General features: G+C 44.1%; 18 protein-coding genes. 3 read left to right on the top strand and 15 right to left on the bottom strand.

All coding sequences use genetic code 11. The features are described from left to right. Window positions 1–92 precede the first annotated feature (92 nt). The 6 genes from IGI88_RS03500 to IGI88_RS03525 all read right to left on the bottom strand — a co-directional run bounded on the left by IGI88_RS03500 (window position 93) and on the right by IGI88_RS03525 (window position 6,830). A complete protein-coding gene (locus IGI88_RS03500) occupies window positions 93–902 on the bottom strand; it encodes an alpha/beta hydrolase (protein ID WP_008380605.1) in 810 nt (269 codons plus the stop codon). Window positions 903–912: 10 nt separating this feature from the next. Next, on the bottom strand, window positions 913–2,379 hold the full coding sequence (locus IGI88_RS03505; protein WP_016612761.1) for an alpha-L-fucosidase: 1,467 nt from the start codon (window positions 2,377–2,379) through the stop codon (window positions 913–915). Next, complete coding sequence (locus IGI88_RS03510; RefSeq protein WP_061053201.1) at window positions 2,376–3,032, bottom strand: SGNH/GDSL hydrolase family protein; 657 nt, start codon at window positions 3,030–3,032, stop codon at window positions 2,376–2,378. Before IGI88_RS03510 ends, IGI88_RS03505 begins: the two co-directional genes overlap by 4 nt. 138 nt (window positions 3,033–3,170) lie before the next feature. Then, window positions 3,171–4,919, bottom strand: coding sequence for a hypothetical protein (locus tag IGI88_RS03515; RefSeq protein ID WP_061053202.1), 1,749 nt, complete (start codon window positions 4,917–4,919; stop codon window positions 3,171–3,173). A gap of 21 nt (window positions 4,920–4,940) precedes the next feature. Further along, window positions 4,941–5,873 (bottom strand): carbohydrate ABC transporter permease, encoded by a 933-nt coding sequence (locus IGI88_RS03520; RefSeq protein WP_005234069.1) that lies wholly within the window; start codon window positions 5,871–5,873, stop codon window positions 4,941–4,943. Window positions 5,874–5,888: 15 nt separating this feature from the next. Next, complete coding sequence (locus tag IGI88_RS03525; protein ID WP_005228459.1) at window positions 5,889–6,830, bottom strand: ABC transporter permease; 942 nt, start codon at window positions 6,828–6,830, stop codon at window positions 5,889–5,891. A gap of 235 nt (window positions 6,831–7,065) precedes the next feature. Here IGI88_RS03525 and IGI88_RS03530 point away from each other — a divergent pair, with 235 nt between their 5' ends. Further along, on the top strand, window positions 7,066–7,671 hold the full coding sequence (locus tag IGI88_RS03530) for a YesL family protein (RefSeq protein WP_005234068.1): 606 nt from the start codon (window positions 7,066–7,068) through the stop codon (window positions 7,669–7,671). After that, window positions 7,668–9,464 carry a sensor histidine kinase gene (locus IGI88_RS03535; protein WP_016621641.1) on the top strand — a complete coding sequence of 599 codons (1,797 nt, stop codon included), beginning with the start codon at window positions 7,668–7,670 and terminating at the stop codon, window positions 9,462–9,464. Before IGI88_RS03530 ends, IGI88_RS03535 begins: the two co-directional genes overlap by 4 nt. 58 nt (window positions 9,465–9,522) lie before the next feature. Here the strand turns inward: IGI88_RS03535 and IGI88_RS03540 are convergent, their stop codons facing one another. From IGI88_RS03540 to xylB, 7 genes are all read right to left on the bottom strand, one after another. Beyond that, complete coding sequence (locus IGI88_RS03540) at window positions 9,523–10,986, bottom strand: family 43 glycosylhydrolase (RefSeq protein WP_429960212.1); 1,464 nt, start codon at window positions 10,984–10,986, stop codon at window positions 9,523–9,525. Next, complete coding sequence (gene yicI / locus IGI88_RS03545) at window positions 10,987–13,257, bottom strand: alpha-xylosidase (protein ID WP_429960213.1); 2,271 nt, start codon at window positions 13,255–13,257, stop codon at window positions 10,987–10,989. It abuts the gene before it with no gap. Beyond that, window positions 13,254–14,153 (bottom strand): ROK family protein, encoded by a 900-nt coding sequence (locus tag IGI88_RS03550; protein ID WP_016621642.1) that lies wholly within the window; start codon window positions 14,151–14,153, stop codon window positions 13,254–13,256. The genes yicI and IGI88_RS03550 overlap by 4 nt, the downstream gene beginning before the upstream one ends. A 137-nt stretch (window positions 14,154–14,290) precedes the next feature. Beyond that, window positions 14,291–15,700: a response regulator gene (locus tag IGI88_RS03555; protein WP_061053206.1), complete on the bottom strand. Its 1,410-nt coding sequence runs from the start codon at window positions 15,698–15,700 to the stop codon at window positions 14,291–14,293. 36 nt (window positions 15,701–15,736) lie between these two features. After that, complete coding sequence (locus IGI88_RS03560) at window positions 15,737–17,203, bottom strand: glycoside hydrolase family 1 protein (RefSeq protein WP_061053207.1); 1,467 nt, start codon at window positions 17,201–17,203, stop codon at window positions 15,737–15,739. Window positions 17,204–17,344: 141 nt separating this feature from the next. After that, a complete protein-coding gene (xylA, locus tag IGI88_RS03565; protein ID WP_008380597.1) occupies window positions 17,345–18,652 on the bottom strand; it encodes a xylose isomerase in 1,308 nt (435 codons plus the stop codon). A gap of 117 nt (window positions 18,653–18,769) precedes the next feature. Further along, window positions 18,770–20,266, bottom strand: coding sequence for a xylulokinase (gene xylB / locus IGI88_RS03570; protein ID WP_061053208.1), 1,497 nt, complete (start codon window positions 20,264–20,266; stop codon window positions 18,770–18,772). A gap of 250 nt (window positions 20,267–20,516) precedes the next feature. Between xylB and IGI88_RS03575 the strand changes: the two genes are divergently transcribed. Further along, window positions 20,517–21,695, top strand: a complete 1,179-nt coding sequence (locus IGI88_RS03575; RefSeq protein ID WP_016612770.1) for an ROK family protein — start codon at window positions 20,517–20,519, stop codon at window positions 21,693–21,695. Between the two features lie 56 nt (window positions 21,696–21,751). Here IGI88_RS03575 and IGI88_RS03580 read toward each other — a convergent pair whose 3' ends face one another. Together IGI88_RS03580 and IGI88_RS03585 are read right to left on the bottom strand one after the other, a co-directional pair. Continuing rightward, window positions 21,752–22,585 carry a carbohydrate ABC transporter permease gene (locus IGI88_RS03580; RefSeq protein WP_005228444.1) on the bottom strand — a complete coding sequence of 278 codons (834 nt, stop codon included), beginning with the start codon at window positions 22,583–22,585 and terminating at the stop codon, window positions 21,752–21,754. Then, window positions 22,586–23,497, bottom strand: coding sequence for a carbohydrate ABC transporter permease (locus IGI88_RS03585; protein WP_429960214.1), 912 nt, complete (start codon window positions 23,495–23,497; stop codon window positions 22,586–22,588). It abuts the gene before it with no gap. Window positions 23,498–23,590: the final 93 nt, after the last annotated feature.

Here is a 23,590-nt window from a genome sequence, read left to right on the forward strand (position 1 = left end):
TCAGTAAATCCTTTTTATACTGCTGAAAAAACGGATTTGAGAATTAGACAAAGATGATTGATTAAAGATTATACTGTTTTTTTGAATTCCTCTTAGATGTTCCACCTCACCCAATCAGCAAACAATTCTGGCCAACGGACAACCGATGCTTCGATCCCGTGTTGATTGCCGTTGGCGGTTTCCGGTGTTCCTAAACTTAGTCCATGACCACCGCGAGGGAAAATGTGCAGCTCATAAGGTATATTAAATTTGCGCAGCTGTTCGGCAAAAAGGAGGCTGTTTTCCGCCAAGACTAATCCATCTTCTAACGTATGCCAAAGAAACGTCGGCGGTGTCTGTTCATTGACTAAAGTCTCTAAAGACAAAGCCGCTTTTTCAGTTTCATAGCGATCTGCTAATAATGAACGGAAGGAATCTTGGTGCCCAAGTTCACCACTAGATAAGACCGGATAACTCAACAGTAACCCGTTAGGTCGCCATTCTTCATTGGCTCCTTGTAAAGCCTCTGCTAGAAAAGGTTGCTGCCAAGACACACCCAGATTAGCAGCTAAGTGACCGCCAGCTGAAAAACCGGCAACAATGATTTTTTCAGGATCGACGTGCCAGACCTCATGATTGGTGCGCACAAGACGAACGGCAGCCGCCAATTCCTTTAAGGCTAACGGATAGACAGCCGGTTTGATACTATAATGCAACACAAAGGCTTGGAAACCAAAGCTCATCATTTTGATGGCGATGGGTTCCGCTTCGCGATCAGACAACATTTCATAGCCGCCGCCAGGACAGATGATGACCGCTGGTCGAACACGATCTGGTTCCATTTCAGGAGAATTTTCCATGACATACGTGGTTAAACTGGCTTGGCTTTCTGGTAAAAGTGCGGTTCTTTTTTCATGTATCACGGATTGCGCCTCATTTCATTGTAATTTTATAGACGATTGGTTGGTCGGTTTCAATTGGTTCAAAAGTTAGTTGCAAGCCTTCATCGGTCACTTGCCAATCAATAGGCTGTTCTTCGTGTCCTAGAATCGTCACGGTTTGGATGATGCCGTGAAATTCTGGCAAATTTTGATCTTTAGACTGGGCCAGTGCTTGGATCCTTGCGTGTCCATTCTCAGGACTTGCCATGCCAATAGCATACAACGAATCCCCCTGAACCGTAAAGCGGAAATCCTGGCTCGTGTATGTCGTCGCCTGTGCCTCTTGAAATTGGCCTGAGACAACGGTCGTGGGTCCTTCCCCGGCTTTGCGCCATGGTTTCGCTTCATAAATGGCTTCACCGTTTACATCCAGCCACGCACCGATTTCTTTTAAGATCGTTTGATCTTTTTCTGGGATCGAACCATTCCCTTTCGGCCCGATATTCAAAAGAAGATTGCCATTTTTACTGACGACTTCGATCAAATCCTGTAAAATCTCACGCGTTGTTTTGTAATCCAACGTTGTGGTATAACACCATGAATTGCGAGCGATCGCTGTATCTGTTTGCCAGTAAAAAGGTTGTGGTTCGGCAAATTTTCCCCGTTCGATCTCCACAATACCACTACCAAACATCATGGCATCGTGTTTGTAGCAGATACCAACTTTTTTGCCCCATTCAGCCCCACGATTGTAATAGTAAGCAGCGAAAACTTGCAGGTGCTCCTTGAAGGCTTCGTGTTGGATCCACCAATCAAAATACAGCAGCTCTGGTTGATAGTTGTCGACGAGTTCACAGGTTCGCAGTAGCCAATCATCTAAAAACTCTTTTGAGGGATATGGCTCGCTATACAAATCTTGATTATCAGGTTCTGGCATAGCAGGCCAATAAAAGTCGCCTTTTTCTAACGGTTCCTTGATGTCGCTGTCAAATTCCTTACCATGTCCCATGAAAAACCAATGTTCGGCACGATGAGATGAGGTGCAAAAATGCAGGCCTTGTTCCTCAGCTGCTTCTTTTAATTCCGCAAGAATATCTTTTTTCGGTCCCATAACTGCCGCATTCCATTCAGAAAGCTCGCTTTTGTACATCTGAAACCCATCGTGATGTTCTGCAACGGGAAAAAGATAATTGGCACCGGCTTGTTTGATCAGTCGAATCCACTCATTTGCATCGAATTTTTCTGCAGTAAATATGGGAATAAAGTCTTTGTAGCCGAAGTTTTTTTGCGGACCGTAGGTGTTGATATGGTGATCGTATTCCGGATGGTCTTTGATGTACATATTTCTGGAGTACCACTCGTTATTAAATGCAGGAACACTATACAATCCCCAATGAATGAAGACCCCAAATTTTGCTTTGGGGAACCATTCCGGTAGAACAAAAGCGCCCAAAGATTGCCAATTTGGGAAAAAGGGGCCTTGATGCGCGACTTGGTGGATCGTTTCTACTGTGATCATGGTCTTTCCTCCAAAATACCGACTGTTTCCAGCCATGTTTTTGCAATCAACACATGTCCTGCAGTCGACGGATGCACACGATCACTGCTTAAGACATAGGATGACTGATAAAGCAAAAAATCATCAAACTTTTCCTGCGTATCTCCTAAAAGGATACCATACTCTTGCGCTACTTTAGCAAGCACGTGTTGGTAGTTGGCAAGCATTTCTCTTAGTGGATCTTCTTTGTTGGCTTCAACCATAAACGGGGTCAAGAGAATCATTCCTTTGACACTCGGTAATGTCTGAGCGATCAAATCACGCAACTCTGATTCAAATCTTTCAATCCCCACCAGTTCCGTTTGAGCAAATGTGCCATCAAAATGCCGCCACACATCATTTACACCGATCATGATCGTTACCCAATCTGGTTGAAATGCCAATACATCATCCTTCCAACGCTTCTTCAAATCGACGACTGTATCTCCACTGATGCCTCGGTTAACGATCATTAATTCCATTTGTGGGAGTAATGCTGTGGTATAGGCGTTGATCAGATGAACATAGCCGTCCCCCCATGACGACCATCCCGCAGGTATCGCTTGATAATTTCGATTACTATCTGTGATCGAATCTCCCATAAAAAGCAGACGATCTTTTTTATCCACTATCATTGTTTTCCTCCTTAAAGAAAGAAGACTGATCCGCTGGTGCTGGATCAATCTTCTTAAGTGATTGCTTAACCAAACGCTGTTTACTCACTTTTGTCAAGGAACCGTTGACCAACCATTTTTATGATTCTTTGTTTTTGATTAGTCCCCAAATTCTTTCGCTACTTCTACCCGTTTTTCGTTTTGATCTTTCGCATTATTCATGTCAAATTCTAGCACTGTTTGATAGCCTAAGCCGTCTGCTGTTTCTTGCATTTCTTTTAGCAATTGGTCAAATTCTGCTTCATCTTTGGCAAAAACCATTCGCCAAGAGTACTCGATGATTGTCGCTTTGGCTTGGTTCCGCAACGTAGAGATCTCTGAACTATCTTCTGGCGCTACATAGCTGGCACCAGGGGCAACTAACAATTGGTCGTTCTCCTCTAAATAGCCAATGGTCGATTCTGCACCACCCATATTTTTTGACCAATCTTCTTTTACAGGATCGGTTGTTTCATTTTGATAGCTCTCCCACATCGTATAAGCATATGGGAAGCCGGTATCAGGATTGATATCGATCGGTAATACCGTATTGACGTTTAGCGCGGATACACCATCTTTGTAACTTCCGCCACCATATTCTTCTGGCACATCCCCATCGCCATCTAGCAACGCTTGTTTCCCAAACTCAGTTAAGACAGGCTCGCCATCTTTCATTTCCCAAGTTAAGCCTTCAGGGCCACTACTACCGCTTGTTTGAGAAGAATTTGCTAACACGCCTTCTGAAGAGTAGAGCCAGTCAATGAAGGATGCGATTCGCTCTGGGTCTTCGGCATTTGAACCGATCCCGATAAATTGTTTGCCACCGTAAACTTCCGCACCATAAGAGAAGATTTTTTGGTCTTGAATCGGTGCCAACATAAAGCCTTTTCCTTCATTCAAGTTCGTAGTCGTATTAAAAGCCGCTTGACCTAACCAAGGCCACCATGAGAATAAGACTTGTCCTTCTTGGAATTTGGCAAAAAGTGTATCGTAATTTTGCGTCGTTGATTCTGGATCCACTAAGCCCATTTGATTGGCTTGGAAATAAAACTTAAGTGCGCGAATATATTCAGAATCACTATCGAGAATGCTTTGATAATCAGAACCATCCGCTTTTGCCAAGACAAAACCTGATTCATCGTACCCATAGTAGGTGACCAGCTGTTTGCCTGCATTCATCATGTTGCCGTCCCAATCGCTGAATAGAGAAAACCCATAAACTTTTTTCCCAGAATCTGTTGTTGGATTGTCTTCTTGCATTTTTTGAATCACAGGAAGCAGGTCTTCCAATGTACCGATTTCTGGATATCCTTGCTCCCCATAAAGATCCCAACGCACATAAGCACCAAATGTAGGATCTAATCCTTCTGAAGGATCGGTGGCTTTTAATGTAGAAACGGAAGTTGGAAAGCCATATAGACCATCGGCATCTTTGTTTAGATTTTGAACAGCCGCATCGAAGCGCTGAACATTTTCCATAGTTTCATAATACTCGCTCGCATCGGTCAACAAACCAGCTTCAACCAATTCGTTGTATTGTTGGCCATTATCAACAATGATCAAATCGCCCAAATCACCTGCTGCCGTCCTCGTTTGATAAAGAGTGTCTCCGTTTCCAGCAACGTTTGGTGCGATGATGTTCAATTCCATATTGAATTTATCCCGCACGATTTTGGCAAACCAACCTTCTTGCATCCCCATATAGTTGGCTAGCCCATTATAGACATCGATCGTGATCGTTTCATCGTAGCCACTTTCGCTGGAAGCAGCGTCTGTGTCAGAGTCAGCCGCTCCTCCACAGCCGGCTAAACTACCTAGCAATGTCATGCCTAACAAACCTGTTGTTACATATTTCGACATTTTTTTCATTTTCTTCCCTCTTTCTTTTTATTAACCTTTCACCGCACCCAACATAATTCCTTTGACAAAATATTTCTGGAAAAGCGGATAAATAAACATGATTGGTAAAACAACAATGACTGAAACGGTCATGCGAATCGAAGTCGGTGTCTGCGTTGTTGCAGCTGAAGCGATACTGGAAAGTGATCCCGATGTATTTTTGACCATTTGTGCCAACGAATTGGCTTGATTGATATACGTATAAAGAAGGTATTGCAAGGAGTAGAGACTTTGATCCGTAATGTAAATCAGTGTATCTTGGAAAGAATTCCATTGACCAACTGCCGAGAAGATCGCGACTGTTGCTAAAATCGGCGTACAGTTGGGTAAAATTACCCGAAAGAATACTTGAATGATGCCAGCTCCATCCATTTCAGCTGCTTCTTGCAACGATTTGGGGATTGACTCAATATAGGTTTTCACTAAGATGATGTTAAAAGGCTGAACGACAGCCGGCAAAATATAGACCCAAAAATTATTCGTTAAACCTAATGTCTTCATCGTGATGAATAATGGAATCAGCCCTGCATTGAAATACATTGTAATCACGACAAAGCGATACCAAAATTTTCGTTTCCACATTTTTTCTTGGGTAAACATAAAGCCTAAGAAGGCTGAAGCTAAGACGGTTGCTGCTGTTCCGATCACCGTTCTAGCCACCGAAACGGTTGCGGCTAATGGCAACCCTTTTAGTTGTAACACTTGACTGTAGTTTTCAAAATGGATCTCTTGTGGAAAAAAGCGAATTTGTCCTAACGCACTCAACTCATTATTACTGATTGAATTAATAATCAAGTAATAAAAAGGATACGCGCAAATCAACGTAATCAGAAAGAAAAAGGTATAATTGAGAATACTAAACGTCAGGTTTTCGCGTTTGGGTACTTTTTTCGCCTTTTTCTTTTCACTAATCGATAGTTCCATAGATATCCTCCTCTTCTAAATAATGGATGTCCCCCGAATTTTTTTCGAAGCAATATTGACGATGGCTAACAAAGCAACAGAAATGACACTTTTTAGCATACTGATCGCGGTAGCCAGAGATAGACTATTTCCACCCATCCCTAAATTGTAGACATACAAATCGAGGACTTGGATCGTATTTCGATTGAATGCATTTTGGAAAACAAAGTACTGATCCATCCCGTTGTTCAACAAGTTGGCGATAGACAGCATCAGCATCACAAGAAACGTCGGCATCAAGGCAGGTAGTGTGATATGACGCATCAGGTGGAAACGATTCGCCCCATCGATTCGTGCCGATTCATACAATTCGGGGTCAATTCCTGAAATGCCTGCAAGATACATGATGGCACCCCAGCCCAAGCCTTTCCAAATATTCCAAAGACACATCATAAGCCACGTATGATTGCCGCTATCCAAAAATTTGACTGGATCTGTAACGAAGCCCCATTCTTGTAGCAACGTGTTTACCAGCCCTGTTGAAGAAAACAAGCTAAAGGCGATCGTATACACCAAAACCCAACTGATAAAATTCGGCAGCGTGGTCAGCGTTTGGACCAAGTTTTTAAACCATTTGCACTTGATTTCGTTCAATAAAATGGCGAAGCCTACTGGTAGGATCGAAGTGGCGATCCCTAAAAAACTCATGGCAAAGGTGTTTTTCATTACTTGTACGATCTGATCCACTTGTGTTGGACTAGAGACAAGAAGTCGAAACCATTTGAAGCCTACAAACTCGCTGCGCGCTAAACCTAATGCTGGTTTGTAATCATAAAGTGAATAAATCCATCCGTGCAAAGGAAAATAAGAGAACAAAAACACGAGAATCAGAAAGGGAACGATACATAAAAACAAAATCTTCCCTTCTCGTGTCACCCGCTTATTTTTTCTTGGGACACTGCTTAGTTTACTTTCCATTTTCCTCCCCCTTTTTTTGTAACCGCTTTTACATTTTTAATACTAGCACCTGAAATCTCATTTGCCACCTGTTAAAAATAGAGGTCAATCCGTACATTTTAGACTTTATTTTTCTTTTATTTATAAAGAATGCTGATACATCAAGGTTTCAGATAAAAGACACCTAAATGGTAAGGCTTTCAAAATTTGTTTTTTGCGAGTACTATAGGAATATATCAATTTTGGAGGGATAAAAATGAAGTACAATCCTGATGGTCAACTGTACAAAATAACCACCGTTTTTTCACAATTCACATTGTTAAATTTACTATATATCATTAGCTGTTTGCCAATTATTACGATTGGAGCTGCGACAGCTGCCCTTTATGAAGTGACGATTCGTTATGCGGATGAAGAGCGTGGTGAATTGATCGTGGGCTATGTCCGAGCGCTACGAGCAAACTTTATGAAAGCCACCGGTAGTTTTCTCCTTCTTGGATTGCCCATGGTAGCACTACTGTATAGTAGCTTGTTTTGGTTTTCCTCAAAAACCATTCTTGCCAGTATTTTTGCCTTCGTTCTAATTGTTACAGCTATTTATCTGTTTATTGTGTTAGTCTATTGCCTCGCGTTAATTGGACGTTATGAAAACAGCTTTAGGCAAACATTAAAAAACGCGTTTCTGTTACCGATTGCGGACCCTATCCGTTCGTTAGCCCTCGCGCTTATTCCTATCGCTGCGTTTTGTTTTGTTGTTTTATTTCCATTGTTTAAATTCCTCTTGTTGATTTTTGGTTTTTCTTTCGTTATTTATTGTAGTTCGTTCCTGTTGCTTTCTATCTTTCGTAATCAACAAGCATGAAAAAAATCAGTCATCTCTCACTTTTTCGTCGTCTGAGTCAGTTTTCCATTCGGCGACAATTATTCATTCTTTATCTGCCTGTTGTTTTTTTATCCACAGTGACTATAGGTCTCTTATTGGTCTACGATTCAACCAAACAGCTGACAGGCAATTACCAACACTTGGCAGAGTTGAATGCTCAGCGTGTCAAATCTGTTCTTTTTGATACAACAAACACGCTGACCAACACGGCGAGTTCCTTATCAAACGATACTCATCTACGTCAGCTTTTAACTGCCAATTACCTTGACGACCAAGAAGCGATCGTGGACATCAATAGCTATGATCAGCTAGATGAGATCAGAAATCTTCAAACCTCGATTGCGAAATTAACTATCTATACGACGAATCAAACCATTCCGAACTATAAATATTTTCAACAGGCAGATGACACAATTCAAGCGACCGCCTGGTACCAACGAGCCCTCAAGCAACCCGATGCTTTTTTGATGACGATGCCAGAGGATTACAAAGCAAATCGTTTGAGTCTTTATAAAACGTTGCCTTTGCCTTTATCAAAAGAAACTGCCGTTTTGGAGATCCAAGTCGATTATAATTATCTCAGCAACCGACTTCGTAATTCATCCTATGAATTGGAATTACAGTTAAATGATGATGTCATCTTTTATAGCGACAAAATCAATCAAGTCGGTGAACCGGGACAGCTTACAACTCTTTCTGAGCCGCAAACGAGTGCTGCCTTTTTAAAAGATGATGGTACCAAGGTGATGCTCACCAAAAGCACCTTACCCATGAGTAACAAAGAAGACATCATCACAATTTATAGTGCGGATACAAATGCCTATCGCAATCTACGCGCCAATCTGATCCGTTGGAGCACGATCGTTTTGGTGATTTTGATCACTACTTTCATCATCGTCTTTCTGTTTGCTCGATTCTTTACCAAACGAATTTCTCAACTGCAGCAGGCGGTCTACTTTGCCTCGATCGAGGATTATGATTTCTTTCAAAATATTAGCGGCGAAGACGAAATTTCTCAGATCTCTCTTGATTTCCATAAGATCATTCAACGAATCAAGAAAAAAGAAGAAGAGATCTACCGTTCGCGTCTGGCGCAGCAAGAGCTGTTGACTCAACAACAGCAAATGGAATTTAATATCTTAGCGGGGCAGATCAATCCCCACTTTTTGTTCAACACGTTAGAAACGATTCGCATGATGGCGCTGACTTCCGGCAATTCTGACGTCGTTTACGCCATCAAATTACTGGCAAAATCGATGCGCTATACGCTAGAAGCCCACGGAACCAAGCGAACGAGTTTAGAAGAGTCCTTAGATGCCGTTCACGTATATGTCAAGATCCAGCGGATGCGCTTTGGCGATCGAGTCAACTTTTCCTATTCAGTCTCCAATGAGATCGACCAAAAAGAAGTCCAAATATTGCCCCTCCTGATTCAACCATTGGTGGAAAACGCCATCTCCCATGGCTTGGAAGGCATCACCTATCCAGGGTTTGTCCGTTTGACGATCACCAAAGACGGCCATGATCTGGTGATCGTGGTACAAGACAACGGCAGCGGGATACCGCCAGAAAAACTCGAAGGCTTGCAGCAAAAAATCAAGACGCCCTCCACCCATGCCAAAAAGAACATTGGGCTAGCCAACGTCAATCATCGGGTCAAAATGTTTTATGGACCTGAATACGGCTTGACGATCGAGAGTGTGCTGGGTAGCGGCACACAAGTCATCTTGCGCATCCATGATCTAAGCCAAGATTCATTTTCTCTTCACTAAAACAGTAAAGCCCCCCTTCGATTCCTGTTTCAGAAATCGAAAGGGGGCTTTTGCTTGGTTAGAAATCCCACACACGAACGGTTTGATGTGGTGAAGAAGCACTGGCGTAACAGCCCACCATGATCCCAGTAAAGACACCACCGACTTCAGTGGTCAGATATTTTGTTTCTCCACTGCCTAAAAGCTGTGCTTGTCCTTGTTCATCAAGAACAGAAAAACGATAGGTTTCTTTATCGGCGCTCAGCTGCAAGGTGACCATATCTGCTGCATAAGGCAGTTTCTTTTCAACTTTCCATAAGGAACCGATTTGTCGGCGGAAAACCAACTGTCGACTGATGGCTGTTTTTTCCAGGTAACCCTCATAGTGATGGGTGGCATTTAAGAAAACCGTCAATCCTGCTTGCCCATCCGTTAGTTGCCGACAATCAAAGGTTGCCTGAAATTGTTGCTCAAAGGCGGTTTGCCGTTGGAACACTGCGGCAAGTTTGCCTTGATCGGACAGACCCGTCTGATTAGGATGCAGCAAGAAGCCATGTGGCTCTTCTTCAATCAACGTCGGGGCCCATTCGAATAAAGTCACGTAATCAGGCTTGCTGCTCTCCTTCCGTGTTTCCTTTGGTACCACCGCTGTGTCTATCTGAACGGTTTCTGGCAAGTGACCTTCCTCGCCAAACACCGGCCATTGGTTTGACCAGTCCACCGGTAGCAGGCATGTTTCCCGACCTAACAAATGCCTCAAAGGATAGCTGATGGGGCGTACTGCCAGACAAACTGCCCACCAGTTGCCTTGGATATCTTGCACGAGGTCCGCATGCCCTGCAGCTTGCAGCGGCAGATTCGTACTGCGATTGGTCATCACTGGATTATTGGAACATGCTTCATAGGGTCCCGTCAAGGAACGGCTGCGGGCCATGGTCAGCATATGACCATAGGACGTTCCACCTTCGGAGATCAACAGGTAGTAATAGCCGTCTTTTTTATACAAGTGGGGGCCTTCTGGATCAGCCGATCCGCTGCCTGTCCAAATGTTTTGGCGCGGACCTAATTCTCCAGAAGCCAAATTGATCGTCCGCAGATAGATCTCCTTATGGGTGCCTAAGTAATAGGTCTGCCCATCGTCATCTGCGAAAATCGTCGGGTCGATCCCAGGGGTGTCCAGCCAAATCGGGTCAGACCATTCACCGGCGATGTCATCTGTCCAGATCAGAAAGTTGCCTTCTCTTCCTTCGTTTGCCCCAACGTTGGTACAAACGAGGTAAAAGCGGTCCTTGATAAAACGCAAGGTTGGGGCATACAGACCAAAAGCGTTGGGGTTTTTCGTCGATAACTGCAGCTGCTCAGGTCGCGAAAGTCCATGACAAATCAGCTGCCAGTCTGCCAAGTTTTTACTGTGATAAATTGGTAATCCAGGAAAATATTCAAAAGTACTCGTCACCAGATAAAAGTCTTCACCGACACGGCAAATACTGGGATCTGGATGAAATCCAGGTAAAATTGGATTCGTGATGGTTCGCATCGGCATCTAGAACTCCTTTATCGTGGTTTGGTCAGCCGTCAGCTTATGGCTCGTTTTTCCAGCAGTCGTGTGAATCTGCAAGGATGCTTGCTGGATCCCTGTCAGCTTGACGATCAGTTCTTGATCGACTCTTTCAACAGCCACCTCGCCAATCCACTCACCGTGGTGATCATAGATAGCCGCAGCGGTCTTGTCTTGCGGATCAAAGAGATGGATCGTTGGATGTTCGGCATAGTCATAGACTGCTTTGGTTTGTTCATGGCCTTCGATAATCAGTTGATTTGGTCGGACTAACAGTGGCAAGTGGAAATAATCATAGGTTTCTTGGTACCAACGTCCGCCCTCGTAAGCTTTGCCAGATAAATAGTCGATCCAATGCCCCTTCGTCTTCGGTACGTAAAAGGAGACCGTTCCTTGATCATTAAAAATAGGCGCAACTAAAAGGTGTTCCCCCAGCATGTATTGGCGATCCAAATGATGGGTCATCTCGTCTTCAGGAAACTCTAAGACCATCGCCCGCATCATCGGAATCCCCGTTTGGGCGGTTAGCACCGATTGAGCTTGCAAGTAAGGCATCAAGGACAATTTTAACTTGGTAAAGGCTTTGGCTACCGCCACGGCTTCGTCGTCATAAACCCAAGGCACTTTGTATTCCCAGCTGCCATGGTAACGGCTATGGGAAGACAGCAGACCAAATTGTGTCCAGCGCTTGTAAAGGTCTGGGGTTGAGCCAGCTTCAAACCCTGAGATATCGTGGCTCCAATACCCAAAGCCGCCTAACCCAAAGGACAGACCTGCCCGCAGTGACTCTGCCATTGATGGATAATCTGAGGTACTGTCGCCACCCCAGTGTACAGGCAAGCGTTGCGAACCAACCGAAGCTGCCCGCGCAAAAACGATGGCTTCTTCTGCTCCCTTGACTTCTTTCAGCAAGTCAAAGACGACTTTATTGTATAGGTAGGCGTAATAATTGTGCATTTTTTCTGGATCAGAGCCGTCATAGTACACCGCATCGGTGGGAATCCGTTCACCAAAATCCGTTTTGAAGCAATCCACACCCATGTCTAATAAGGCACGCAGCTTGCTATTGTACCAAGCGACCGCTTCAGGGTTGGTGAAGTCGACGATCGCCAAACCTGCTTGCCATTTGTCCCATTGCCAGACATCTCCATTGGCGCGTTTCAAAAAGTAGCCATTGGCCATCCCTTCGTCAAACAAGGGTGATTTTTGCCCAATGTACGGATTGATCCAGACACAGATTTTCAATCCTTTGGCTTTCAAGCGCTGCAGCATTTTTTCCGGTTCTGGGAAAGTTCGTTCGTCCCACGTGAAGTTGCACCACTCGTATTCCTTCATCCATAAGCAGTCAAAATGAAAGACCTCAAGGGGAATCTCACGTTCTGCCATACCGTCTACAAAAGATGTTACGGTTTGTTCATCATAATCCGTCAAGAACGAGGTACTTAGCCACAACCCAAAGGACCACGCAGGTGGCAGCGACGGTTTCCCCGTCAAATCAGTGTAGCGCTGGATCACTTGTTTTAACTCATCACCGGCGATCACAAAGTACTGCAGCGTTTGTCCTGGATTGCTGAATTGAACACGAGAAACTTTTTCACTCCCCACTTCAAATTGCACCCGGTCGGGTGAATTGACAAAGACGCCATACCCTTTATTACTTACATAAAACGGAATATTTTTGTAAGCTTGCTCCGTACCAGTGCCCCCGTCGGCATTCCAGATATCAACACTTTGGCTGTTCTTCACGAAATTTGTAAAGCGTTCCCCTAAACCATAAATCGTTTCTCCCACATCCAGGGTCAACTGTTCGCTGATATGGGTATTTGCTTGCGGATCAATCACTAAGGCTTTGCTGCGAGGTTTGCTTTGGGTAATCAGCTGTTCTTTGTAATAAAACGAAGCTGTCACATTTTCCTCTTTGCTGATCACGACTTGCAAGTCTCCCGAGCGAAAAACATACGATTGCTCATCTTCTGAAATATCAGGAGTGATCTCTTCTGTCATCAATTCAAAGTTGGGGGCTTTGGCTTGGACCCCTTTATAATTGTAGAGGGTGATCCCAATGATATTGGTTCTAGGGGTAGTAACTTCCATCGTTAACAATCCGCCATCCAGTGTCGCCCCTTTATGCCCGACATAGCTATAAGGCAGATATAAGACCAATTTGTTTTCTTCTTTACGGGCATCGTAGACATGCACCGCAAATTTCACATCAAATCCTTCACGAAATAACCAACCGCCATCTGAAAATTTCATTTTTTTCCTCCTTGTTGGATCAATGTCAACGCCCCTAACAGACCAGAATCATTATAGTAACGACAAGTCTCTATCGGCACTTGGAAATCCGGCCAATGGGGGTTCTCATTGATTGCTTGTTTGATTATAGCTAATAGATCAGGGTTTTGGCTGATGCCGCCGCCGATCAGTATTTTTTCGGGATTCATCGTGACAGCTAGGTTGTAAATCGCAAGTGCGACATAACGTGCCCACTGTTTCAGAATCTCTTGCGTTTCAGGATCACTCGACCGCTGCTGCATGATGGTTTCGCCTAAAATCTCCTCTGATTCAGGAATCGCTTTTGCCCGTCGATAGGCATCAATCAGTCCTCTCGTTGAAGCTAGGTCATGGAGGGTCGCAAAAGAAGATGCTTGAAAATCAGTGATCATCATTCCGAATTCTCCTGCCCGAAACCCATTTCCGTGAATCAACTGGCGCTGATGAACGAGCGCGCCACCAATACCGGTGCCTAATGTGATCATGACAAAATCTTGTACGTCAGTAGCATTGCCGGTCGAGAGTTCTGCTAAAGCAGCACATTTCGCATCATTTTCGATCCAGATCGGATAAGACTTGGTTAAACGCTGCTGTAGCTCTTGTACGACAGCACAGCCGTGTAAAGGAGCCAACGCCCCCGCCATGATCGCTCGGCCATTGACTGAATCAATGAAACCAGGAAAACTCAGCCCGATCCCTTCGATAACATGCGCTTGCTCGACTTCTTGTATTTTGGCAGCTAAGGCAGCAAAAAATTCATCCCGCGTATTACTCGGGGTTTTGATTTTGCCTCGGTCCAGCCATTGATTCTTCTCGGTAAAAACCCCGAATTTGATATAGGTCCCGCCTACATCAAAGCACAGGCGTACATCTGTCATTTCTCCTCCTCCGTTCAAAAAGCGCTTACAGTTTCATTTAAATTATATAAAAGAAAAAAAAGAAAGCCTACCAAGCAATTTAGTCATCGTTACCCTAAAAAATAGATGTCCGTAGAAAATCACGGACATCTTTGTGGTTATTCATTTTTCCGAAACTCATTCGGTGAAACCCGATGGTATTGTTTGAACTTTTTATAGAAATAATCAACATTGCTGTAGCCCACCAATTCAGCAACTTCGTAGACCATTAGATTGGAATGACGTAAGATTTCCACCGCTTTTTCCATTCGTACTTCATCCAAGAACGCCAAATAATTTTTACCGGTTTCTTTGCGAAACTTCTTGCCTAGATAGGCACTATTGTAATTGAAACGTTCCCCGATTTTTTTCAAGGTCAAATCTTCTTGATAATGCTTTTTTGTGTATTGGATCAATTCTGCAATGATATCGATTTGGTTCAAACTGCTGGCGACTGTTGCTTGCAAGTCTGCTAGTTTTTCGGTGATCACCTCTTGTAGCATCGGAAACGTTTGGGCGAGAAAAATCTGCTGATGCACTTCGTCTGTCGACCATTCGATCGCTAATGCTACTTTTTCACTGATTTGATGCTGCAGCCATTCGATGTCGCCATTGACTTGCCATTTGATCTCTTCTTCCAATGCCAATAAATGATAAAAGGTTTGATAATAGCGGAATAACGGCTGTTCCAACGGATCGTTTGCCAAAATCGCTTTTACTAATTCTTCACGCAAATCGCTTCGTTCTTCTGCTTCTTGGGTCGTATCCAAAACATGGTGAGAAATGACTTGATTGGGAAATAAGAAAATCAATTTACTTAATGTCTGGATATCGATCATCAATGGCTTCAAGTTCTCTTGCGCCGCAAACCAGCGGGAGATCAAGATCTCTTGATGAGCCATTTTTTTGCGGCACCACGCATCGATCGCCTCGTCGGGAAAGCGTTCCTCGTTTAACAAAACCAAATACCGATGATGCCGATGGATCAAGGTGATGACTTGCGCCACTTGCTCCTGCAATTTCTCAACCAGCTTTTGGGCATCTGCCTCCTCGGAAAGTCGCAATAGCTTGATGGCTTGTGCGTCTTTGATCCCCGTTTGATCCCCGCCAAACAATTTCTCCATCAACTGACTCTTCTGATTTTTCTGCTGATCGGTCTTGGCTTTTTGATCGATTTTCGTCAAAATACCGATCAGCTCTTCTTCATCAACTGGTTTCAGCAAATAGGTCACAGCGCCCAGTTGCAACGCTTGCTTGGCATAGTCAAAATCTGAGTAGCCGGACAAAATAATGGCAAAAAACAAAAGCCCTTCCTCCGATGCTGCTTGCACCATCTCAAGACCATTTTTTCCCGGCATACGGATATCAGCGATCACAACGTCTGGCTTCAATTCGCGGATCATTGCCAAGCCATCTTCGCCGTTTTCCGCCGACCCGACAATTTGATACCCCAGACATTCCCAATCGATGATCAGAGGCAGTCCATTTCGGATCGATGCTTCATCATCAACGATCAACACTTTACGCATTTTCCAACCTCCATTTTCAGCTACTCCTTCGTTACATCATGTTTCACTTGTCAAACTTGCCCCATTGGTGCGAATCACCTCTTGATACCAATAAAAACTATCCTTCGGGATGCGCGCCAACTGACGTTCGTTTTGATTGTCGCGATCGACATAAACAAACCCATAGCGTTTTTGGTATCCATTCAACCAACTTAGTAGATCTGTAAAGGACCAAGCACAATAGCCGATCAGCTCAACCCCATCCGTGATAGCCTTTTGCAGTTCCGCCAGATGTTCCTGCAAATAGGTAATGCGGTATGGATCATGGATCTGTTTGTCTTCTGTCAATTGATCGATGGCGCCTAACCCATTTTCAGTAATAAAAATCGGCAAGTCATAATTGGCTTGGATACGTCGCAAGGCTACACGGAAACCAACGGGATCGATCTCCCAGCCCCAATCTGTTTTTTTCAAGTGGGGATTTTCCGCCGTCGCAAACATGGTTTCTTCTGGTGAGAACTCGCCAGCTGCCGCTTGCATCAAATACGGATCGACTTTAGAAAATTCTTTCTTTTCAGCTGACTGCTTTTGCAAATTGTTTTGTTGGGCCGTTCCACCGTGATAGTAATTGATCCCTAAGAAGTCAGGTTTTGCCTGTTTTAATAGTGCTTGATCTTCTGGAGTGACTTCAGGAGCCAGACCGACTTTGGCTAATTGCTTGTAGACAAATTTCGGGTATTCGCCTTTGCAATAGACATCTAAAAACCACGCGTTGTTGAAGGCTTCGCCATTTTCTGCAGCCAGCACATCTTCTGGGTCACAGCTAAACGGATACATCGGACCATAGCCAAAACTTGGACCAATCTTGCCCTGTGGAACCAGCTCATGGAACAAATTAATTGCCTTTGCATTGGCAAGGTTGATGATATGATTGGCTGCATACATCCGTTTTAAGTCCTTCAAGCCCGGTGGATGTGCCGCCCAACGGTACCCAAGAGAAGTGAAGACATTTTGTTCATTCATGGTGACCCAATAGGTGACTTTCTTTCCTAAGCGTTCAAAAAGGATTCGGCAATACCGTTCAAATGCCGCTGCTGTTTCTCGTCCCTCCCATCCTTGGTATTTGTCTTGCAAAGCCTGAGGAAGATCCCAATGATACAGCGTCAAAATCGGTTCTACTCCTTGCCGAAGCAATTCGTCCACCAGCTTTTCGTAAAACGCCACACCAGCTTCATTGACCGCACCTTCGCCATCAGGCACGATTCGCGACCACGCCACGCTGAAGCGATAGGCTTTCAAGCCCATTTGCTTCATCAAGGCAACATCTTCTTTGTATCGATGGTAGTGATCGATCGCCACTTTGCCGTTGGTTTCCTCAAAGGTATTGCCGGGAATTTGGGCATAGGTATCCCAAATCGACGGACCTTTGCCGTCTTCTGCCCATGCACCTTCAATTTGATAGGCCGCCGAAGCCGCCCCCCATAAGAAGTTTTCTGGGAAAGGATCTAAGTTTGTGTGAAACATCAAGTTGCCTCCTTCAATTCCTAAACCGAGTTAAATCGGTTACATTTTATCGTATCATAATTTGGTTGATTCGTAACAATTGCCAAAAGATATTTTTTAGGTGAAAAAACTGTCGCTCCTCAGAACGACAGTCGTTTCTTATTAAAACAGGTAATCATTCAAACGAGATTTCACATATTCAATGTGGCTGGATTCTAATTCGATTTGATCATGCGCCAATGCGTAATCTGTCAGTGTTTCTAAGTTTTCCTCATCAGCAACGATCTTCGCTCCGATGCCTTCTTGGAACGAGGCGTACCGTTTTTCCTTCAACTCGTCTAAGAAGCGGTCTTCTTTCAGTTTCGCTGCTGCTTTTAACGCTCGGGCATACGTATCCATACCAGCGATGTGGGCTAACAACAGATCTTCCATTTCAAATGACGAACGACGGACTTTAGAATCGAAGTTGATTCCTCCCGGTGCGATGCCGCCGTTTTCTAAGACTTCGTATAAAGCGAGTGTCGAGTCAAAAACGTTGGTTGGAAATTCATCCGTATCCCATCCTAACAGCATATCTCCTTGGTTGGCATCCAGTGAGCCTAATGCGTTATAGCTACGGGCAACGGCGATTTCATGTTCAAAGGTATGGCCAGCTAATGTTGCATGATTGGCTTCTAGGTTTAATTTGAAATCTCCTTCTAAGCCGTAGTGCTGAATGAAGGCCATCGTTGTCGCTGCATCAAAATCATATTGGTGCTTTGATGGTTCTTTTGGTTTCGGCTCTAATAAGAACTGCGGTTTATGACCGATTTTTTCGCCATAAGCGATCGCCATTTTGAATAGACGGGCGATGTTGTCTTGTTCAAATTTCATGTCTGTATTCAACAAGGTTTCATAGCCTTCACGGCCGCCCCAGAAGACATAGTTTTCACCGCCTAATTTTTTCGAGATATCTAAGCCTTTTTTAACTTGGGCTGCTGCATACGCGTAAACTTCCGCATTATTGGTGGAAGCAGCGCCGTTGTTGAAACGAGGGTGTGAGAACATATTTGCTGTATTCCATAAGAGTTTGATCCCCGTTTGTTCCATTTTTTCTTTGATCAAATCGGTGATTTCGTCTAAGTTTTGGAAAAATTCTTCTAACGTTTCTCCCGCAGGTGCCACGTCAACATCATGGAAACAGAAGAACTCTGCCCCTAATTTTTCGCAAATCTCAAAAAAAGCTTCTACTCGATTTTTCGCCGTTTCCATTTCGGTGTCACCGATCCACGTCCGTTTGTTGACGGGTGCGCCGAAAGGATCGGAACCATCTTGCGTCATGGTGTGCCAATAGGCAATTGCAAAACGTAGATGATCTTTCATTTTCTTGCCTAAAACAACTTCTTCGGCATCGTAATGGCGAAATGCAAACATATTGTCTGTTTTAGGACCTTCGTAGCGGATTTTTTCGATTTCTGGGAAATAAGTCATTGTTGTTGCCTCCATTTTATGTTTTTTAGTGTAATAAACTAACTTACTTAGTTCCAATCATTTAGAACCAATAACGATTCCTCGCTTTGATCAAACAAATTGTCTGCTGCCATTACGCTATTCGAGCTGCGCCAACGCATGGCAGATAGGCGCGGTCTGCTGGTAGACGGTCCGGTAGATCGCATAAATTTCTTGGTATTTGGCGACATTTTCAGGAATCGGTGCAATTGCCTTGCTGTATTTGACAAAGGTGTTAACACAAGCGGCCGCATCTGGATAAATGCCACTGCCGATTGCTGCCAGCATTGCTGCGCCCATACCTGGACCTTGTTCAGTAGATAAAGTCAGCATTTCTGCATTAAAAATATCGGCTTGCATTTGCAGCCATTCGGCATTTTTCGCACCGCCCCCCACAGAAACGATCTGGGTGAATTTCCGCTGTGCTCGTTCTTCCATGATCATTTGGGAATCTTTCAGAGAGAAGGTGATCCCTTCTAAGACGGCACGACTGAAATGCTTTTCGCGATGCCGTGTGTCAATACCAATAAAACTTCCCCTGATTTGGCTGTCGGTATGTGGTGTGCGTTCGCCCACGATATAAGGCGTAAACAGCAGGCCTTCTGCCCCCGGTTTTACCTCACTGATCGCTGAAAGCAATTCCTGAAACGATTGGTTTGGGGCAAACGTATCACGATACCAGCTTAAGGAATTTCCAGCGGCTAAAGTGACCCCCATTGAATACAACTTGTCTTTGATCGCATGACGGAAAAGGTGTAGATCGCCTTGATAATCAACCTCTTGCGCTTCTTCAAAGGATAAGAACACACCGCTAGTGCCAATCGACACCATGCCGACACCTTCGGCGATGATCCCGGACCCTAATGCAGCACAGGCATTGTCTGCGCCACCTGCATAGATCGTCACCTCTTGTTCAAAGCCAAAGGCTTCTTGCAGTTCTTTTCGCATTTGCCCTACAGGCGCTGCTGATTCAAAAAGCGGCGGCAGTAAATCCGATGCGATTGCGAATTTTCCTAGAATGGCTTCAGACCAGCACTTCTTTTCGATATCCAGCAGTAACGTACCCGCCGCATCAGAATAATCCATCGAATAGTTACCTGTCAGCCAAAAAGCCAAGTAGTCTTTTGGCAGCATCATGTGACGAACTTGTTGCCAATGTTCAGGCTCGTGTTCTTGGACCCATAAAATTTTGGGTAAGGTGAACCCTTCCAAAGCAACATTCTTGGTGATTTCTTTTATTTCCTCTCCAAAGGATGCCATGATCGCTTGACATTGTTTGGTGGTTCGAACGTCATTCCATAATATTGCCGGGCGAATGACTCGGTTTTCTTCATCCAATAAAACAAGACTATGCATTTGCCCGGAAAAGCTGATGCCGATCAATTCTTTCTGCAACGTTGGAAGCTGCTGGATCAAGGTTTTGATTACCTTATCTGCCGCCTCTTGCCAATGCACAGGCTCTTGCTCACTGAACCCCGGTCTAGGGGATGACAATGGATAGTCAACACTTGCTGTTCCTTGGAGTTCCCCGGTTTGATCAAAAACTAAGCCTTTTAACGCACTTGTTCCTAGATCCAACCCTAAAAAATAAGCCATCTCTTCTCTCCTTCCTCTGTTTGAAGCAGTTAACCATTGCCTCTCAATCGGTTAATTAGCATTCAAAACTAACTAATTGGATAGTAAACGATTCTCGCATTCCTGTCAAGCGCTTTCAACAAATCTTTCTATGATTTTCGTTCTCAAACTGCTGCTTCTACATTCTTCGTCTTTTCTTTATTCTTCAGCTTGCACAATATTAATTTGCACGGTAAACTAACACTAATCACATCTATGAAGAGGAGAACACATGATTATCAATAAAATGGGCATACGCGAACAAAATGAAGCGGCTGTATTGAAGACGATCATTGACAATGAAAATGTGTCACGAGCGGAAGTGTCAAATTTGACCCATCTCAATAAAGCGTCTGTTTCTCAAATAACAAAAAAACTGATCGACACGGACTTCGTTCGCGAAGTCGGCATTGGGGATTCCACTTCGATCGGTGGTCGCAAACCGATTCAATTGCAATTCAATCACCGCAGCAGCTTAGCTGTTACCTTTGACATCGGCTATAATTATGTTCGTGGAATGCTTTCTTATATCAATGGCGAGATGATCGCCTCCGCCGATCATTCCCATGAATTGATCACCAAAGAAAATGTACTGGCGACGATCGATTCTATGATGAAAGAATTTTGGCCGCAAATGCCGCAAACCACTCATGGATTAGTAGGAATCTGTTTGGCGATCCACGGCATCGTTCACAATCAGACGGTCACCTTTGCCCCCTACTACGACTTGGAACACTTTGATTTGATCGCCCCTTTGAGCCAAAAATACAATACGGCGGTCTATATAGAAAACGAAGCCAATCTGACGGCTTTAGGCGAGTACTGTTTTTCTTCTGATTCCACGAATTTACTGAGCGTCAGCGTCCATAGTGGGATCGGTGTCGGAATCATCGTTGATGGGCAGCTACAAACCGGTACTCACGGCATGGCGGGGGAAGTTGGCCATTCTACGCTCTTTCCTCACGGCAACTTGTGCCCTTGCGGCAATCGAGGCTGCTTAGAGCAATATGCGTCGAACAAAGTCTTGTTTGACACCTACAGTCACTATACAAAAACAGCGTTCGTTAATTCGGATACCTTTGCACAAGCCTATCATGCCGGAGAAAAATCAGCAGTCGAATTGGCGCAACAAAATGTTGAGTTTCTTAGTATTGGGCTAAACAATGTCATCACTTTTTCTGATCCCGAAGAAGTCTATATCAACAGCTCGGTCTATCGCAAAATTCCTGATTTATTACTGGCGCTGCAACAAAAATTGACCAGCCAGTTCACCAAAAACACGAAGATCAAAAACAGCCGATTAGGCGATCAAGCCCCGCTGTTTGGCGGTAACGTTTTAGTGGCGAAACATTTCTTGAATATCAACGATTTGCGCTTTGCAGCACTTGATCTCTCCCGTGTGATCCATTAAATGAATGCTGGACTGAAGACTCAGTCCAGCGTTTTCTTTTGGGAAAAAAGGTCTCGCTATCCTTTGATTCCGCCAGCCGTCACACCGCCCACGATGTATTTCGATAGAAACAGATAAATCAGCAATAAAGGAATAATACTTAATGAGATCCCTAGATACATACTGCCAAATTCAGTACGGTAAACATCAGTTTTCAGCAATTGGACCAGCATCGGCAACGTATACTTTTCCGTATCGTTGATCAAGATCAAGGGCATCAAGAAATTATTCCACGAGGTCACGAACGAGAAAATCGCCATGGTGGCTAAGCCCGGTTTCATCAAGGGCAACATGATGCGATGGAAAATTTTGATTTCGCCGGCTCCGTCCAAACGAGCAGAATCTGCCAAATCAGGATGATAGATCGTTTCTAAGTATTGCTTTAAGAAAAAAACGGTAGCAGGTGATGCGATCGCTGGTAAAATCAATGGCAGAAAATTATTTAAGAGCCCTAAGCGATTCATAAATTGATAAAAACCGATCATGCTAATTTGCTGAGGGATCATGATCAGCCCAAGAATGACAGCAAACAGGACTTTCTTGCCACGAAACTCATAGGCGATCACGCCATAAGCTGTCAATGCCGAAAAATATACATTGAGAACGGTAGCGCCAGCCGCAATCAAGAAACTATTTTTAAATCCATTGAAAACATTGAAGCCTCTGCCCATTAAGACGGACCAGTTGTATTGGAGATTACCGCCAGGCCACAAGGACAGCCCTTGCTGGATCTGTTCTGCTGAACGGGTCGCATTGACTAAGACGACCCAAAACGGCAGAATACTTAAGATGGTCAGCAACACCAAAAAGACATAGATCAACAATCGTTTTGCTCGATAGCTATTTTCCATTTATTTTCGCCCCACTTTGCTGTTTTCTTTGAAAAATTGAAACAATAACGTGCTTAATACGATCGAAAGTACCAATAATAGCACCGACGCGGTTGCGGCAACGTTGAAATTCCGACTCCCGGTAAAGGCTTGGTTGTAGATAAACATCGTGATCGTTAAGACACTATTGTTGGGATTGCCGTTTGTCAGCAAAAAAGGAATGTCGAACATTTGCAAGCCGCCAATCAAAGACGTCACCAATGTATAAAGCAAGATTGGTTTTAACAAAGGCAGCGTGATCTTGCGGAAAATTTGACCATCATTGGCTCCATCGACCATTGCTGATTCAAAAAGAGCATCATCAATGCTCAAAATGCCCGAAACCAAAACGATCGTTGTCTGACCATACCACATCCAAAATTGGATAAAGGAAACGATCAGCCGAGTGCCCGTTTCACTACGGAAAAAGTCATAGGGCTGGTCCAAAACACCGAAATGCTGCAAGACTAGGTTGATCGGACCTAACGGAAAACTGAACAAAACGAAAAATAAGATTGCTACTGAAGCGGCAGTAATGATGTTGGGTAAGTAAAAAGCGACTTTGAAGAAGCCTTTCCCCAGCAAACGCAACTTGATATTGGTAAACCATGCCGCCAGCAACAGAGCCAAGCCAATTTGAGGGACAAAGTTTACGCCCCACAAAATAAAGGTATTGCTGATCGATTTTAAAAATAACGGGTTGCGAAAAATCGCAAAATAGTTATCCAGTCCGACAAGATTGGCAGCTGGATTCCACCCTTTTAGATCCGTAAAGCTTAGGTAAATCGTATAGAGAATTGGATAAAGCTGAAAAACCAAGAATGCTAGAAAAAATGGTGTGATAAATAATAGCCCATAGCGATGATACTGTTCAAATCTTCTCTTATTCTGCATCGTAATCCCCCTGATTTTTTTCTTCTACTGCCAACTTCTGCCTGTAAAGACAAGCCATTTAAGCAGCGCATAGTACCTAGAAAAGGTTGAAAC

Source organism: Enterococcus sp. AZ179 (genome assembly GCF_050498885.1).
Taxonomy (GTDB): domain Bacteria; phylum Bacillota; class Bacilli; order Lactobacillales; family Enterococcaceae; genus Enterococcus_D; species Enterococcus_D entomosocium.